General features: G+C 37.4%; 15 protein-coding genes and 1 pseudogene. 14 read left to right on the top strand and 2 right to left on the bottom strand.

The annotated features are described in order from the left end of the window. The first annotated feature begins 610 nt into the window (after nucleotides 1-610). The 5 genes from ACQKL0_RS17085 to ACQKL0_RS17065 all read left to right on the top strand — a co-directional run bounded on the left by ACQKL0_RS17085 (nucleotide 611) and on the right by ACQKL0_RS17065 (nucleotide 5,318). A complete protein-coding gene (locus tag ACQKL0_RS17085) occupies nucleotides 611-1,342 on the top strand; it encodes an SDR family NAD(P)-dependent oxidoreductase (protein ID WP_427688772.1) in 732 nt (243 codons plus the stop codon). 96 nt (nucleotides 1,343-1,438) lie between these two features. Continuing rightward, nucleotides 1,439-1,789 carry a Rieske (2Fe-2S) protein gene (locus ACQKL0_RS17080; protein ID WP_427688770.1) on the top strand — a complete coding sequence of 117 codons (351 nt, stop codon included), beginning with the start codon at nucleotides 1,439-1,441 and terminating at the stop codon, nucleotides 1,787-1,789. A gap of 108 nt (nucleotides 1,790-1,897) precedes the next feature. Next, on the top strand, nucleotides 1,898-3,031 hold the full coding sequence (locus ACQKL0_RS17075; RefSeq protein ID WP_427688768.1) for an amidohydrolase family protein: 1,134 nt from the start codon (nucleotides 1,898-1,900) through the stop codon (nucleotides 3,029-3,031). A 281-nt stretch (nucleotides 3,032-3,312) separates the two neighbouring features. Then, complete coding sequence (locus ACQKL0_RS17070; RefSeq protein WP_427688766.1) at nucleotides 3,313-4,080, top strand: SDR family NAD(P)-dependent oxidoreductase; 768 nt, start codon at nucleotides 3,313-3,315, stop codon at nucleotides 4,078-4,080. A gap of 131 nt (nucleotides 4,081-4,211) precedes the next feature. Continuing rightward, nucleotides 4,212-5,318 carry a TRAP transporter substrate-binding protein gene (locus ACQKL0_RS17065; RefSeq protein ID WP_427688764.1) on the top strand — a complete coding sequence of 369 codons (1,107 nt, stop codon included), beginning with the start codon at nucleotides 4,212-4,214 and terminating at the stop codon, nucleotides 5,316-5,318. A 77-nt stretch (nucleotides 5,319-5,395) separates the two neighbouring features. On the opposite strand, the gene ACQKL0_RS17060 is transcribed toward ACQKL0_RS17065, so the two are convergent. Next, nucleotides 5,396-5,662, bottom strand: coding sequence for a hypothetical protein (locus tag ACQKL0_RS17060; RefSeq protein WP_427688762.1), 267 nt, complete (start codon nucleotides 5,660-5,662; stop codon nucleotides 5,396-5,398). Nucleotides 5,663-6,586: 924 nt separating this feature from the next. On the opposite strand from ACQKL0_RS17060, the pseudogene ACQKL0_RS17055 reads away from it, so the two are divergent. The 8 genes and pseudogenes from ACQKL0_RS17055 to ACQKL0_RS17020 form a co-directional block, all read left to right on the top strand. Continuing rightward, nucleotides 6,587-6,763, top strand: a pseudogene (locus ACQKL0_RS17055) (acyl-CoA dehydrogenase family protein); the annotation flags it as partial. Nucleotides 6,764-6,800: 37 nt separating this feature from the next. After that, nucleotides 6,801-7,589 carry an enoyl-CoA hydratase/isomerase family protein gene (locus tag ACQKL0_RS17050; protein ID WP_427688761.1) on the top strand — a complete coding sequence of 263 codons (789 nt, stop codon included), beginning with the start codon at nucleotides 6,801-6,803 and terminating at the stop codon, nucleotides 7,587-7,589. A gap of 104 nt (nucleotides 7,590-7,693) precedes the next feature. Further along, entirely contained in the window at nucleotides 7,694-8,452 is a 759-nt protein-coding gene (locus ACQKL0_RS17045; protein ID WP_427688759.1) for an SDR family NAD(P)-dependent oxidoreductase, read from the top strand. A 72-nt stretch (nucleotides 8,453-8,524) separates the two neighbouring features. After that, nucleotides 8,525-9,736, top strand: a complete 1,212-nt coding sequence (locus ACQKL0_RS17040) for an acyl-CoA dehydrogenase family protein (protein ID WP_427688757.1) — start codon at nucleotides 8,525-8,527, stop codon at nucleotides 9,734-9,736. Next, nucleotides 9,714-10,754, top strand: a complete 1,041-nt coding sequence (locus ACQKL0_RS17035) for a phosphotransferase family protein (protein ID WP_427688756.1) — start codon at nucleotides 9,714-9,716, stop codon at nucleotides 10,752-10,754. The genes ACQKL0_RS17040 and ACQKL0_RS17035 overlap by 23 nt, the downstream gene beginning before the upstream one ends. Nucleotides 10,755-10,814: 60 nt before the next feature. After that, the gene (locus ACQKL0_RS17030; RefSeq protein WP_427688755.1) at nucleotides 10,815-11,963 is read left to right on the top strand and encodes an acyl-CoA dehydrogenase family protein; all 1,149 of its coding nucleotides are present in this window, start codon (nucleotides 10,815-10,817) and stop codon (nucleotides 11,961-11,963) included. A gap of 65 nt (nucleotides 11,964-12,028) precedes the next feature. After that, nucleotides 12,029-13,180 carry a thiolase family protein gene (locus tag ACQKL0_RS17025; protein ID WP_402988383.1) on the top strand — a complete coding sequence of 384 codons (1,152 nt, stop codon included), beginning with the start codon at nucleotides 12,029-12,031 and terminating at the stop codon, nucleotides 13,178-13,180. Nucleotides 13,181-13,356: 176 nt separating this feature from the next. After that, nucleotides 13,357-14,220, top strand: a complete 864-nt coding sequence (locus ACQKL0_RS17020; protein ID WP_402868785.1) for a 3-hydroxyacyl-CoA dehydrogenase family protein — start codon at nucleotides 13,357-13,359, stop codon at nucleotides 14,218-14,220. A 439-nt stretch (nucleotides 14,221-14,659) separates the two neighbouring features. Here ACQKL0_RS17020 and ACQKL0_RS17015 read toward each other — a convergent pair whose 3' ends face one another. Beyond that, nucleotides 14,660-14,920 (bottom strand): hypothetical protein, encoded by a 261-nt coding sequence (locus tag ACQKL0_RS17015; protein WP_402868783.1) that lies wholly within the window; start codon nucleotides 14,918-14,920, stop codon nucleotides 14,660-14,662. A 193-nt stretch (nucleotides 14,921-15,113) separates the two neighbouring features. On the opposite strand from ACQKL0_RS17015, the gene ACQKL0_RS17010 reads away from it, so the two are divergent. Beyond that, nucleotides 15,114-15,695 carry a hypothetical protein gene (locus ACQKL0_RS17010; RefSeq protein ID WP_402868781.1) on the top strand — a complete coding sequence of 194 codons (582 nt, stop codon included), beginning with the start codon at nucleotides 15,114-15,116 and terminating at the stop codon, nucleotides 15,693-15,695. Nucleotides 15,696-15,747 lie beyond the last annotated feature (52 nt).

The raw sequence follows: 15,747 nt of genomic DNA, 5'->3' as shown, positions 1-15,747 counted from the left end.
TAAAAGAGGTAATAAAGTGGAGGGAATCTTCTACGAAGATTTCCTTTTTAAAATATGTTAGTTAGGTATACTTTGACAACGGAGTTAATATACGAGGTCATTATACTTGGCAATTTCCGGACAGGTAATAACGTCAACTTCTGCAATTTTGGATTAGCAAAAACAACACCGGTCTTTATTCTTAGTTGGTATATTGTGTATTTTTAGATAATTTTAAATTTTCTTGGTAAAAATTGACACTGCATAAAGTTTTGTAATAAAATATAGTTGAAGGTCAATTCATAAATTAATCTTTACAAAGATTATGAAAGCGCTATATTAAACCTTTTATATTGTTGAGTAAAAGGCATTTTTTAAAAATGTTAAGTGAAAAGTGATTCAACTTACAATAAAAAATGAAGATTACTTTACATGTAGAATGATCAATAAATCCTACTTTTCACTAAGTTTTGAAACATACATGCTCCTAAAAATATAGTAATTTATATTTATCGTCAACCAACTATTGTATTCCTCTCTTTAATATTTTCGAAATATTATGATTTTTTCAAAAATACTCAATAGCACTTCAGAATTAAGTTTCGTATTTCAAGGAGGTGAGAAAGAAATTATGTCAACTAATGAAAAAAGTATATATAAAGTTGCACTAGTGACTGGTGCTGCTAGAGGTATCGGGCGTGAAATTGCCCTAACTCTTGCCGAAAGAGGGATTGCTGTAGGATTATGTGATATCTCACCAGATGTTCACAAAACCTGTAAAGAAATTCAAGGATTAGGCGTTTTATGTGCTGCAGAAGTAGCGGATATTTCTAAAGAGGAGGATGTGATCCGAGCATACGAAGCCATATCTAGTAAACTAGGTGCAATCGATGTACTGGTTAACAATGCTGGCATTGGTAAATTAAAATCCTTCGTAGACTACAGCATATCTGAATGGGACCAAACATTTGCGGTTAATGTCCGAGGTGCCTTTTTATTAAGCCAAAAGGTACTCCCTAATATGATGGAGAATCATAATGGGCTTATTGTTAATATCGCCTCAATTTGGGGATTACGAGGTACCAGTGGACGTTCAGCTTATGCAGCTACTAAACACGCACTTGTTGGAATGAGCAAATGTTTGGCTGATGAATGTCACCCATACCGGATTCGAGTTATAGCACTATGTCCAGGCAACATTCTCACAGATTTAGCAAGCGGAAGCGAAGCTGACACAACAGATTGGATGCATCCTAAAGATGTTGCAGATGTTGTCGGGTATTTGTGTGACCCTGGCAGCAGAGCGATTGTTAGAAGTATAATCGAGGTAAATGGGTGGGGAAAGCCACCTGAATTTAAGTAGTATTTGGAGAATTATAAAAAACGAGTTTGTTGACTTTGGTATGGAACTCGTTTTTCTAAAATTGATGGCTTTGCCATAAAGGGGTGTAATTCAAGAATGAAACAATGGGTTTGTAAGGTAGATAACCTGGAATCGGGAGAAATGAAAACGTTTAAAATTAAAAATCGGCAAATTGTTTTGGTTAGAAATGGGGATGATTTTCATGCGGTGAGTGGCATCTGTCCACATCAAGCAGCATTAATGGGTGAAGGAACACTAAAGGGAACCAATTTAACAACAGCGGAAGTAGGTCATTATTGTTATGGGAAAGATAGCCAGATAATCACTTGTCCTTGGCATCATTATGAGTTTGATGTAACAACTGGTGAATCGCTATTTGATTCTAAATATAAATTAAAAACTTATACTATTGAAGTTTCAGAAGAAGATGTATTAATTGATATTTAACTAATTTAGCAGAAACCAAGAAATATTCACAACTAAAGTAAAAGTAATTTGTTTTTAGATTAATGGCTAATCATATTTATATATTTATACAAATTAGGAGGTTATATTATGGAAATGGTAGAAGAACAATTAACTAATAAGCGTAATTCATTAAAAGTGATTGATTGTGATGTTCATGTTCAAGAACGTTCTTTTGATGAATTGATTGAATATATGGATCCACACTGGAAAAATTTTGCGCACTCTGCCTCTCAATTTAGACAAATTATGAATATCAGTTATGCAATTGTGGCAAATGGAGGAGTAAGAAAAGATTCTTGGACTCCAGATGGTGGTTATCCAGGAACGTCTATTGAATTTTTGCAGAAACAACTGATGGAAGAACACCGTATAAATATGGCTGTATTATACCCGAATAGTACTTTTTGCCTTAACAGTTTACCTCAGGACCATTGGGCTTCTGCAATTGGAGCTGCGTTAAATGATTGGTTAATTGACCAATGGTTATCAAAGGATCCTCGTTTCAAGGGGTCAGTTTCGATTGCTGCTGCCGATCCAAAGGCTGCCGCACGTGAAATTGATCGCGTTGGAGGGCATCCTCAAATGGTTCAAGTCGGTCTAGCTATTCACTCACCTCACAGAGGATATGGAGATGAATTTTATGATCCGATTTGGGAAGCTGCAGTCCGTAACAACTTAGTGTGTACTTTCCATGTGTCACTTCCTGGTGGGCAAAATAAGTATCATGCTACGGGTGCACAGAAGTACTACGGTGAATATCAATCTCTTAATTGCTTAACGTATCAGGCTCAAATGGCGAGTATGATTTTTGGAGGAGTTTTTGAAAAGTTTCCAGATCTTAAAGTCGCTTTTGTTGAAGGCGGTTTTGGCTGGGCACCTAATATGATGTATACAATGGATACTCATTGGAAGGCTTTACGCCTAGAAACACCATGGGTGAAACGTTATCCAAGTGAATATGTTCGCGAACATTTTTGGTTTGGAACACAACCATTTATCGAGTCAGTACAGGACCATAACAATATCCTTCAATTAATTGAAATGGTTGGAACGGATCGGTTGATTTTCACAAGTGATTATCCGCATTGGGAGTTTGATTCTCCAACGTCAGCTTTTAATAAACTTCCTCCTGATCTCAAGAGAAAAATATTATTTGAAAACCCAGCTAAATATTTAGGTCTTTCTGCTGAGGATTTAAAAATTATTGAAAATGGAATCTAGCATTTCATAACTGGTATAAATCTAACTTATCAATAGATTTAGAGTGGAAGCAGCATTACAATTTCTAAAACTACTTATCGACTCCTAAAATCTGTAAACTATAGAAACCTACGCTCCGTTTAGCTTCCTCATATATGTTAGCCAAACGGAGCGTAGGTTTTGTACTAGTAATGGTTTTCTTGAAATTAGTGATTTTTCAGAAAACTAATTTCGAAGAGACAATATTTAATTAATGCAATGTGAGTCAATAAAATTATTATGGATTTTTGGAGGAATTCATTTTGGGTAAATTAGAAGGCAAAGTTGCAATTGTTACCGGAGCTGGTTCTGGCATGGGCCGTGCTACTTCAATATTGTATGCGAAAGAAGGGGCTAAAGTTGTCTTAGCCGAATTTAATGAAGTTTCCTTGAATGAAACATTAGAAGAAATTAAATCTACTGGTGGTCATGCAGTTGCAATTAAAACAGATGTTTCAAAAGAAGCAGATGTAGAGGCAATGATTAAGAAAGCTTTAGATGAATTTGGTAAATTAGACATTTTAGCAAATGTTGCAGGAATTGCTGATGACCTGACATCCATTGAAAATTACACCAATGAATTATTTGAACGTGTCATGGCCGTTAACGTTAACGGTCCATTCTATGCATCACGTGCTGCTGTTAAGGTATTCAAAGAGCAAGAATCAGGTGGAACGATTATTAATGTTTCTTCTATTGCTGGATTTCTTGGTGCTCGTGGTGGGGCAGCTTATACCATGTCTAAACATGCACTCATTGGTCTTACCAGACATATCGCCTCATTTTATGGCAGAAACAACGGAAAGATCCGTGCTAATGCAATCGCTCCTGGGTCTATCATAACAGGAATGACTAAAAAAGATCCTTCGCATATAGACAAAATAGGAATGGAAGCTTTTTCTGACCTTGGACCATTTAATAGTGGAGTTCCAGAAGATATTGCTACTTCAGCATTATTCCTTGCTTCGGATGATTCAAAATTTATTAATGGTGAAGTCTTAACAGTAGATAGTGCTTGGACGGTTCGGTAAAGAACATAATCAATAAAATCAATTACGAATAGTTAATTGGGTTAGATAGAGTATATATGATAGCGCTTTTGGAGGACTTCTAAAGAAAATCAATAACACATCAATCACCTTTTTTCAGGAGGAAATCTTATATGATCAAACGAAGCAAATTATCTTTTTACAGTTTAACCTCTATTATCATAGTAGTTATGTTAATTTTAGCAGCCTGCGGTGGGAATGAAACAGCAAACAGCTCGGGTGAATCCGCTCAAAAACCAATTAATTTAATATTTGGAATGGCGGTTCCCGCCACACATCCACTTAACGCTCTCGCTGCTGAACCTTGGGCAGAAACAGTCAAAGAAGAGACTGACGGTTTAGTTGAAGTTGATATCCAACCCGGAGCTGTATTAGGACCTTCCTCTTCAGTCCTCCAAGACGTAAGCGGCGGTGTATATGATATTGGTTTTGTTGTTGGTCAGGGCTTTCCGGATACACCATTATTTAAAACAACCGTTCTAAATTTACCTTTTGCATATATCAACACAGATGATCATTTATTAAAGGCAAAAATTGCCCAAAGATTTGTAGATGAGTACATCAACAAAGATTTAGAAAAATTAGGAATTAAGGTAATGGGAATTTACACCAGTGATCCTGCTGTTCTTATTAGTCAAGAACCAATCCGCACGGTAGATGACTTAAAAGGAAAGCAAACACAGCTGCAAGCGCCTTCATGGCTGCCGCTCCTTAGTGGTTGGGGGGCTTCTCCAGTTTCTGTTGCTATTGAAGATATTTATACTTCTCTAGAAAGAGGAACACTAGATGTTGCAGTTTATGCATATGGTGGCGCGTACTCTCAGAAGTTCTATGAACCTGGACCATTTATAACAAATTTACCAATATCAACTGTTGCCCAAGCTGTAGTAATGAATCTTGATAAATGGAATAGCATGTCTCCAGAGCTGCAAAAAAAATTCGAAGAAACATTCAATCCAAATCTAGAGGAATTACTTAATATTTCTTATTCTAAAGGAGAAAAAGAAAGCTATGAAAAAATTAAAAAAGAAGTTAAGGAGAAAGGCGAAATCATTCAACCTTCTGAAGAAGAACTAAAAAGATTTATAAAACCAGTAAAAGATGTTTGGAAGCTATGGGTTGAAGAAGCTGACAAAAAGGGCTATAATGGCCAGGAACTTCTAGACGGACTATTGAGAATTATGGAAGAAGAAGGTGTTGAACCTCCGTTCGAAATTTAATCCTGGTCTTGTTGATTTTAGATTTAAAGCTCCAGCTACTACTGTAGGTAGCTGGAGCTTTATTTATGTCGATCATTTTACATATCGACTTTCCTATATCTATTTACCGTTTCTGCTACTAGATTTTTAACGGATTTTTCTTCAGAACATCTGCCATTTTCCCTCAACTCTTTTCCGACCAATTCTCCTGATTGCTCGTACAAATCAGAGATTACAACTGCTGCCCCTTTTTCAACCAATGTCTGAAGCTCCACCGTTACGATAGCTGCTTTCCATTCTAGTTTCCCATATTTCCTAATATTGATGGTGTTAAAAATAGTTACCAGATAATTAAAAGTGTCCATAATTGTCCTTATCTATATTTTGCAATATTCTAGGTTATTTAGTATATAGAATCTTTTAAAGAGGGGGAAGTTGATATGGTTCATGATTATTCAATCACAGCTATTTAACAGGGGCTACTGGTGGGAGTGGGAGGGCCCATGATCAAAGTTCTGGTAATAAGAGGTTAAAATTAGTACCTTTTGTGGACTTGGCAGAAGAAGGGCTTCAAGGGATTGTGTCAGAGGACTTGATTAGAGAAATCGAATGTTTTAGCTGTAGCAGCAGATGTTTCTAGTAAGCACTGTATGTCCTAGTACGATAAATAAACAAATGATAAGGAGGATTGGAGAGTAATCTGGTAATTTATGGAAACATGAATCGTTTAATAGGGTGGCTACACCTTTAGGACAGTATGGGGAACCGGAAGAATCAGCAGTAATGAATTTTCTATTATAAGAGAAATCCTCTTTTGTAACAGAATCATTATATATCGTTGATGGCGGGATGATAGGCTAGTAATAAGTTTGAAACTAGAAAGGAAAAAAGTATTTTAAAAGGATGAGTAGTTTCGTATTATTAGGAGAAATGTAATTGAATCAAATCGATAGAATACTTCCAAATTATTATTTATCATAAAAACCTTTTTAACAGGAAGAAACGGGATATAAAATTTATTTTTTAAAATATTCTAAATATATTGACTAATTAAATTCCAATCTATTACAATTAATATTGAAAGGTGATTCAAGTATTAGAAAACATTTTTTAAGCACTATGAATGTAAGGTCATTTTTTGAATTCCTAATTTGTTAGAGGAGGGTAATTAAACGATAACAAAACACCAACATTAATTTTCTCCTTTTACTCTGGGACCGATTACCTTGAGAAATCGAATTGTTAGAACTACTGATGGTACTACAATGATTACAGAAGGGTTCCGATAGGTGGAACGCGATACGCCTGGCTTTTCTAAAGGACGCCAGTTAGAAAAGGTTGGCCAACACTCTTCGGATACATCTAAACTCATCTTTGGTGAAGCTCGTGTACCAGCTGAAAATCTATTAGGAGAAGAAGGTAAAGGATTTTATTACTTAATGGAAAAACTTCAACAAGAGCGGTTATCATGTTTAAAAAAGCTTTCCGGGAGGGAGCACTACAATGGAAAATGAAGCGGTCATAATGCAAGTAAATAATGGGATAGCCACAATCACTCTGAATGAACCTAATTCTCTCAATGCCCTTTCAGGTGCAATCATTGAGAAGTTGAACCATTTCTTCAATTCTATAAAAAATGATTCTTCTATTCGTGCTGTTATTCTAACAGGAAATGGGAGGTCCTTTTGTGCTGGTGGCGATATAAAGGGGTTTTCAAAAGTGACTTCTGCAGCCAGCGGGAGAAAATATATGCAAAAGCATAGTTCCTTTCTAAAGGAATTGGTTAATATGGAAAAACCCGTAATAGCGGCGGTTAATGGTTTTGCTATCGGAGCGGGATTCAGCATTGCAATCGCATGTGATATTGTGATTGCCTCCTCTAAGGCCAAATTTGGATTGAGTTTTAATAAAGTTGGCCTAGTTCCTGATCTAGGGGCACTCTATCATTTACCAAGAATTGTTGGGATGGCAAGAGCAAAGGAGCTTGCGTTCTCAGATAGAATTCTTTCCGCAAGCGAAGCGAAAGAGTATGGCATATGCCTAGAAGTTGTTGAGGAAGATAATCTGTTGAATTTTTGCACCGACTTAGCGAATTCATTTGTCGCTAATCCGCCTATTGCCATTGGGTTAACCAAAACAATGTTAAATCACAGTATGGAATCTTCATTGGAGGATATTCTCAATGAAGAAGCTATGGTCCAAGGGATTGTATTTAATACACAGGATCATCAAGAAGGGGTTCGTGCTTTCATTGACAAAACAAAACCTAATTTTACGGGTTCTTACCAATAAGGTGTAAAATTTTTTCTTTTGTTACTTAGATTACTGATCTAGCCTCGTTGTTTGTAAAGGAGGGAAATTCGCTTCTAGTTAATAATAAAAAAGGATGTGAATCAGTGAGAAGATTTAACTTAGAGAATAAAGTGGCAATAGTGACTGGAGGCAACCGCGGATTAGGAAAAGCGATTTCGTTAGCGCTAGCGGAAGCTGGTGCAGATATTGTTATCGTCAGTCGAGATGAGGAAAAAAATAAAGAAGTGGTTAACGAAGTGAAAGAGTACGGAAGAGAGGCAATCAGTATTCCAACGAACCTTCGAGATATCTCAGCAACCAAAGAAATGATGGAGAAAGTAGTAAGACACTTCGGAAAAATCGATATTTTAGTTAATAATGCAGGAACCTCCCATACGCAGCTAGCTTTCGATATCTCCGAGAATGATTGGGATAAGGTAATGGATTTAAACGTAAAATCGCTGTTTTTCTGTTGTCAAGCTGCGGGGAAGGTAATGAAAGAGCAGGGGTATGGGAAAATTATCAACCTTGCCTCTGTAGCGGGGGCTGTCGGTGATTATGGGATAGCTCCTTATACGGCAAGTAAAGCTGCAGTAATTAATTTAACAAGATCACTGGCGCTTGAATGGGTAAGACATGGCATTCAAGTGAATGCGATTGGCCCTGCCTACATTGAAACAGAGTTGAATAGACAAGAATTAAGCAATCCAAAGGTCCGGGCCAAACTGATTGGGAAGACTCCGATGAATCGTTTAGGAGAGCCAGAAGAGATAGCTGGTGCTGTTATTTTGCTAGCTTCGGAGGCTAGCAGTTTTATCACGGGGCAAACGATTTATATAGATGGTGGATGGTTGGCTCAATAAGTATTCTCTTTAGGGAGGCAATGTTTCCCTATCATGAAATAAATGAAGAAAAAAACAAAAGGAGGGATAATCTTGTTTGACTTTACCCCAAATGGAGCGCAAAAAGCAATGGTAGATAAAGCAACCGAAATTATGCACAATTATGTTTTTCCAAATGAAAAATATATGATCCCGCATCGTGGATTACCTCAGGAAATCTTAAAGCCATTACAACAAATTGTGAAAGATAATGGTTTATGGGCTGGACATCTACCAAAGGATGTAGGTGGAATGGGAATGGGTTTTGTCTCATTAGGATTGCTGTCAGAAGTGATTGGTCAAAGTCCTATCGGCCCATATGTTTTTGGTTCAATGGCTCCTGATGCTGGTAACGGTGAGATTTTAGTTCATGCAGCGACTGAGGAACAAAAACAAAAATATTTAAAGCCACTGGCAGATTATGAAGTTCGTTCCTGTTTTGCTATGACGGAGCCGGAAGTATCAGGTTCTGACCCAAGAACACTCCAAGGAACAGCAATAAAAGATGGAACCGAGTGGATCATCAATGCCCATAAGTGGTTTACCACTGGTGCAGAGGGAGCTGCTTTTGCCATTGTGATGGTCGTAACAGACCCGGAAGCCGAGCCTCATCATCGCACGAGCTTGTTCCTTGTAGATACTGGGACACCAGGCTTTGAGATTGTGCGTGAAGTTCCTGTCATGGGAGATCATTATATAGGAGGACATTGTGAAGTTCGGTTTCATAATTGCCGAATTTCAGAGAATAATTTGCTGGGGAAACGAGGAGATGGATTCAAACTAGCTCAGCTTCGATTAGGTCCTGGGAGGATTACCCACTGCATGCGCTGGCTAGGTGTAGCACGACGGTCCTTGAATGAAATGATAGCCTATTCTTTAACGAAAAAAGATGGGGCTAAAACACTGGCAGATTCGCAAATTATTCAAAACGATCTTGCAGATTCAGAAGCAGAAATTCAGGCTTCCAGATTACTAACACTACAAGCTGCCTGGAAAATGGACCAAGGGGACCAAGCAAGGAAAGAAGTTTCACTTGCTAAGTTATATGGTGCTCAAGTCTTAAATAATGTCATCGACCGAGCTATTCAAAATCTAGGAATGTTGGGATTGACGCCAAATACACCACTAGAAGGGTTATATAGAGAAGCAAGAGCCGCTCGAATTTATGATGGAGCGGATGAGGTACACCGAATGGTGGTTGCTCGACAGGTATTAAAGAATTACCAATCAAAGGAGAAACTATATGAGCAAACTACAAGTCAATGAGATTAATTGGTCCATTGTCGAGGAGTATCTCCGTCAAGAAATACAAGGGCTCAGTTCTTCCCCCCTTGAGGTAAACCAATTCTCAGCAGGATATTCGAACTTAACTTACCTTATTTCTATTGGGGACTGGCAAGGAGTTTTGAGAAGGCCACCATTTGGTCCCATTCCTCCCAAGGCTCATGATATGAAAAGAGAGTTCGAAATACTTGAAAAATTGAATCGTGCTTTCCCGCTTGCACCAAAGCCATATTTATACTGTGCGGACCCAAATATTATGGAACGCCACTTTTATGTGATGGAGAAAAAAGAGGGGTGTGTGTTTGATGAAACTATCCCAAATGAATATGAAAATAAGGAAAACGTAGGACAACGTGCATCAAAAGCTTTGGTTAATACACTAGTCAAATTGCATGCTGTTAATTATAAAACTGCTGGGTTAGATACCATTGGTTATCCAGATGGCTATTTAGGTCGACAGGTGAATGGGTGGATCAAGCGGTTCCACCAAGCGAAAACAAATGATATTCCTGCTGTCAGCTCTTTGGAAAATTGGCTTCTTGATAATATACCACCTTCTCTTTCGCCAACCATTGTTCATAACGATTTTAAATTGAATAATATGATGTTTGCAGCTTATGACCCGGGAGAGGTAATTGGTGTTTTTGATTGGGAGTTAAGTACGATTGGTGATCCACTAACCGACTTAGGTACAACACTTGCCTATTGGACCGAATCCGATGATAAAGTGACAGGGTTATCATCCGTTACAATGAATCCTGGATTTTTTACCAGAAGAGAAATATTAGAACTTTATGGTGAAAAAAGCGGTCGGGATATCACACATATTGACTATTACTTGACTTTCGCCTTTTACAAAATTGCCGTGATTCTTCAGCAAATCTATTATCGTTGGAAAATCGGGGAGGCAAAAGATAAGCGGTTTGGAAAATTGCATATAGGCATCAAGAATTTATTAGAACAAGCCACTAAGGCGCAGAGAAAAGAAATTCTTCGCTGAGACTCTTCTGTATCCATTAGTTAAGAAAATAATCCAAATTATGATGGGGGTGGAATGACCTTGGCTAACGAATTATTGAAACCGGAGATAGAAAATGTAAAAGAAATTTTATCATCCATTTTATGCGATTATGCAGAAGATGCTGAGAAGTCATTCAAAAGAGATAGAAAAGAGTTGTCGAATGAAATCGTTAAACGTTTAAAACAAGTAGTTGATGATTATGGTTTAGATGGAATCGGTACAAATGAGGAATGGGGCGGCGCGGCGATATCCTTACTTGATAGAACGAAATTAGTAGAGGAAGCTTCCAAGCACCCATTTGGTCTTTACCATCCAGCTGCAGATGTGTTCGGAGGGGCATTTCCAAGTTTTTTAACTGAGTGTACGAACAAACAGCGGGACTATTTTGTAAAGCCTGCCATGAAAACTGAAAAAGGCTGTTTTATCGCAGTTTGGGAGAAAGCTGAAGATAATGATTTAACCAAATTAACCACTTCAGCTATTCGAGATCAAGACAGTTGGATCATCACTGGTGAAAAGTCCTATATACAAAACCTAGATACATCGGGTTTTGGTGTTATCCTTGTAAATTGTCAACTTGAAAGTGGAGAGCTTAAACCAACTCTTTTTCTATTAGATTCTGTTGACCAATTGGAAAGGAAAGAAATGACTTTAATTGATGTACATTCTGCACACTCTATTATTTTTAATCAAACACGAATTTGTGACAATCAACGTATTGGTGCGATAGGTGATGGAACGAGATTTATAAAACAGTGGTTAGCCGAATCACAAGTTTTACTTGCCGCAAAATGCTTAGGTGTTTCCGTTCAAGCTATTGAATATGGGAAAGAATTCGCGAAAAAGAGGATTACGAGAGGAAAACCGCTTGCTGAATTTCCAACAATTCGAAATATGCTCGGGAAAGCGTATATCTCGTTGCAATCGGCTAGATTAATAGTGCAAGATGCTGCAAAAAGGATCGATAAGAATGAAGAGGATTGGGAGCTAATTGCTCAAACTGCGAAACTTCAGGCTACAGAAACTGCTTCAAAAATTGTGGATGATGTCTTACAAATTCATGGAGGTGCTGGTTTTGCTGGTGACTTGCCAATAGAAAGGTGGTATAAGGAGATTCGAATAGCAAGAGTAAACCATCTTAAATCGGAAACAATTATTGAAAATGTCTCATCTAAAGTATTGGAGTAACAAAAAATAATAAAGTAATAGTTTCATATAAAAGTTATTAAGTATCCATACTAGGAGGAATGTATATGCGTGAAGTGGTCATTATAGAGGGAGTTCGGACTCCTGTTGGAAAACGAAAAGGGGTTCTCAGTTCTATTCGTCCGGACGAATTAGCTGCTCATGTTTTAAACGAAGTAGTAGTACGTGCGGGCATAAGCACTAGTCTCGTAGAAGATGTCATATTGGGTTGTGTAACCCAAATAGAAGAACAAACATATAACATTGCCCGAATATCTGCCTTAATGGCAGGCTTTCCAATTCAGGTACCAGGGACAACAATTGACCGCCAGTGTGGATCTGGTCAACAGGCGATACATTTTGCGGCGCAAGCAATTATGAGTGGGGATATGGATATTGTGATCGCTGGCGGTGTGGAAAGTATGACTCGTGTCCCAATGGGATCATCGCGGAAAAATACCGATTGGAGTGAGATGCTGACTTCTCGCTTCGACATGATCCACCAGGGGTTGTCTGCGGAAAAGATTGCAGACAAATGGGAATTTACCCGGAAACAGTTAGATGAGTTTTCTCTAGAAAGTCATAATCGTGCATTGAATGCCCAAAGAGAAGGAAAGTTTGAAAGGGAGATTATGCCTCTAAAGGTCACACTTGAAGACGGAACAGTTATCAAGGTTAAACAAGATGAGGGTCCACGGGAAGGATCAACAATTGAAAAACTAGGAACCCTTAAACCAGCATTTGCGGAGGATGGAAAAATTCATGCAGGCAACTCAAGTCAAATGAGTGACGGCGCCGCAGCATTACTACTTATGTCCAAGGAGAAGGCGGAGGAATTAGGGCTTAAACCTAGGTTCCGAATCGCTGCCCGTGCAGTGATTGGTTCTGATCCTATCTTAATGTTGACGGGACCTATTGAAGCCTCTAAACAAGTATTAAATAAAGCAGGACTAACGATTGAAGACATGGATGTATATGAAGTGAATGAAGCATTTGCGTCAGTTCCAATGTGTTGGTTAGAAGAAATGGAAGCAGACCCTAGAAAATTGAATCCAAATGGTGGCGCAATTGCTTTAGGTCATCCTCTTGGTGCTACAGGTGCTCGTCTTATGGTTTCGATGATGCATGAACTCGAAAGAACTGGTGGTAGATTTGGACTTCAAGCTATCTGTGAAGGTGGTGGGATGGCTAATGGAACTATTATAGAAAGAATCTACTAACATTTAACTCATGCAGGTAATCTATAGGTTTAAATGAGGCTCAAAAAGTCTCTAAACGGAAGGGATAAATACTTCCACTTGAAGAAGGATAGAAAATGTGTCAAAGCATTTTATAAATAACGTACAACTTTCACGCATTGTTAATCATAAAATTAAAGAACATGAGGAGTGAGTTTTTGAAAAAAATAATCAATCGCCTTACTGTCATTGGATCAGGTGCTATGGGATCACAAATTGCGATGGTTTCAGCCCTTGCTGGTATAGATGTTTATTTAAGAGATATTAGTGAAGAAAGCCTAAGAAAAGCAGAAGAATCATTGAATGGTCATATGAAAAAAAGAATACTCAAAGGTAAATTATCTTCTCAAGAAGTGGAAGAAGCTTTTTCAAGACTGCATTTTGTAACGTCTTTAGAAGAAGCACTAAACGATACAGAATTTGTGATTGAAGCCATTGTGGAAAATTTGGAAGTAAAACGGCAATTATTTTCCGAAGTAGACAAATTGGTTTCAGAGGATGTGATTATCGCGACGAATAGCTCGACGATTGTAAGTTCGAAACTAGCGGATGCGACAAAGCGTCCACACAAGGTATGTAATCTTCATTTCTTTAATCCTGTGCTAGTAATGGAATTGGTGGAGGTTGTAAAGGGGCTCCATACGTCAAACGAAACAGCGGCCACTGCGGTTGAGTTTGTAAAACAAATCAACAAGACTCCAATTTTATTAAAAAAGGAAATTTCCGGATTTGTCGCTAATAGAATTTTGGGTGCACTAATTGATGAAGCAATTTATTTACTAGAAAATGATGTAGCGACTGTAGAGGAAATTGATCTTGCTTGTAAGAAAGCGCTTAATCACCCGATAGGTCCGTTTGCTTTGCTTGATTTAACCGGAATTGATGTGAATTATTATATCAGACAAATCCTATATGAAGAAACTGGCGACGAATCAAAAAAGCCGCAAAGGGTCATCAAAGAAAAATATTTTAATGGAGAATATGGAAGGAAAACAGGAAAAGGTTTCTATACTTATAGTTAGTAGCAGTATAATCCATTAACAACCCATGAGTTCATCAGTCGTTTGAACAAAAGGATATGCCGTCACCCAAGAAAAGCTAATGATCCTTGGCGAGTCGTTGTAACGTTTATAAAGAGGGCGAATGGATATACCTCTAAAGTTCAATAAGTTCTATAGGGAATACAATTATTTTCACTTGAAAATTCGATACCAAAATAGGCCAAGCACTTTCCCAAAGATGCCTTGGCTTATTTCACTTTTTGAATAATTATTTTGATCACTGAATAGAGCATGAAGAACTTAATGAATATCTCTATGATTATTTCAGGAAAAAGGCTGGATCTAAAAAAGGTTAGCTAGCATGGGTTTGGTCCAATACCGTATTCACACTAGATAATTAATGGTCGAATACATAACTCGTCAGTACATCTTTGGTACTTTTTTCATTAAAGTAGGACTGTTAATCCCATTCAGGTTGTAGAATAGAACAATACTCAGCCTTTTGAAGGGAGTAATGAAAACTTCTAAAGAAATAAGAGAAATCATCAAAAAGGAGTGTATGATTTTCATTGAAATCATACGAATCCAGAAATTTTTCAATAATGGATTGTTGATCTACTAGGTCGAATAATCCTGTTACATAAAGTTGATAGCTGAATTTATCATATAATGAATGAAAGCCTGTATCTTCAAAAATTTGCTTTACTAAATTTAATTCCACCTGTATTCACTCCTTTAAAACAATATACCTTTATATCCTTTTAGCTATTCAAAGATAATGGAATAAATGATTAAATGACATGATATATACTGGAATAATAAACAGAAATGGTATTTACTTTATCACTATCATATTTATATGGTAAGATTGAAAAGATTTAAAAAATAAAAAGTTAGAGTAAAGGAAGATACCGTTGAAAAAACCAGTAAAACTCATAATTGCACTTTCACTCATTATAATTGTTATATTGATGTTTTTTGTGTCTAAGGTAGTTTTTAACTCGGATAATAATTCTGAAGAAGCTGCTGATACGACTGTAATTTCTAAAGATTCAAGTTATCTGAAAGATACGGAAAAAGTATATATAGTCCAGGAATACAATGCAAAGAAAAAGAAAGATATTAAATTTGAACTAAGCTTTATTGGAACATCTAAAGGGTATGATACATGGTATGGAGCGGATACTTATTTAGAGAAGGAAAACAAGTATGGCTTATTTTACGGTGACGATAAACTACTGGCTTACCCGGTAGAGGTGGGCAAAAAGTGGGATGTCAAGCCTTTTACTTTCAACATTGAATCTGTTGATGAAACGGTTACAACTCCAGCAGGAACCTTTAATAACGTCGTAAAGGTTAGAACGACTGAAAATGGTTCAGATGAATACAATCTTACCTATTATGCAAAGGGTGTAGGTCAGATTTTAAAGGAATCTGTTGATTCTTCTAATAAAAAGACCATAAGGTTTGAACTCCAGGAAATAAAAGAAAAGTAATTGAGAAGTCGGCCTGTTTTTAAGAGAACCCACAGAGAGTTTCATTCTCTCT

It is taken from the genome of Peribacillus sp. NPDC097264 (assembly GCF_050277925.1).
In the GTDB taxonomy this organism is placed as follows: Bacteria; Bacillota; Bacilli; order Bacillales; family DSM-1321; genus Peribacillus.
This window is presented reverse-complemented; position numbering and strand designations above follow the sequence as displayed.

Excerpts from the sequence above, each read along its gene's own strand:
- ACQKL0_RS17050 (WP_427688761.1), top strand. The coding sequence starts at position 6,801 with ATGGAAAATGAAGCGGTCATAATGCAAGTAAATAATGGGATAGCCACA.
- ACQKL0_RS17065 (WP_427688764.1), top strand. The coding sequence starts at position 4,212 with ATGATCAAACGAAGCAAATTATCTTTTTACAGTTTAACCTCTATTATC.
- ACQKL0_RS17060 (WP_427688762.1), bottom strand. The coding sequence starts at position 5,662 with ATGGACACTTTTAATTATCTGGTAACTATTTTTAACACCATCAATATT.
- ACQKL0_RS17085 (WP_427688772.1), top strand. The coding sequence starts at position 611 with ATGTCAACTAATGAAAAAAGTATATATAAAGTTGCACTAGTGACTGGT.
- ACQKL0_RS17035 (WP_427688756.1), top strand. The coding sequence starts at position 9,714 with ATGAGCAAACTACAAGTCAATGAGATTAATTGGTCCATTGTCGAGGAG.
- ACQKL0_RS17025 (WP_402988383.1), top strand. The coding sequence starts at position 12,029 with ATGCGTGAAGTGGTCATTATAGAGGGAGTTCGGACTCCTGTTGGAAAA.
- ACQKL0_RS17075 (WP_427688768.1), top strand. The coding sequence starts at position 1,898 with ATGGAAATGGTAGAAGAACAATTAACTAATAAGCGTAATTCATTAAAA.
- ACQKL0_RS17080 (WP_427688770.1), top strand. The coding sequence starts at position 1,439 with ATGAAACAATGGGTTTGTAAGGTAGATAACCTGGAATCGGGAGAAATG.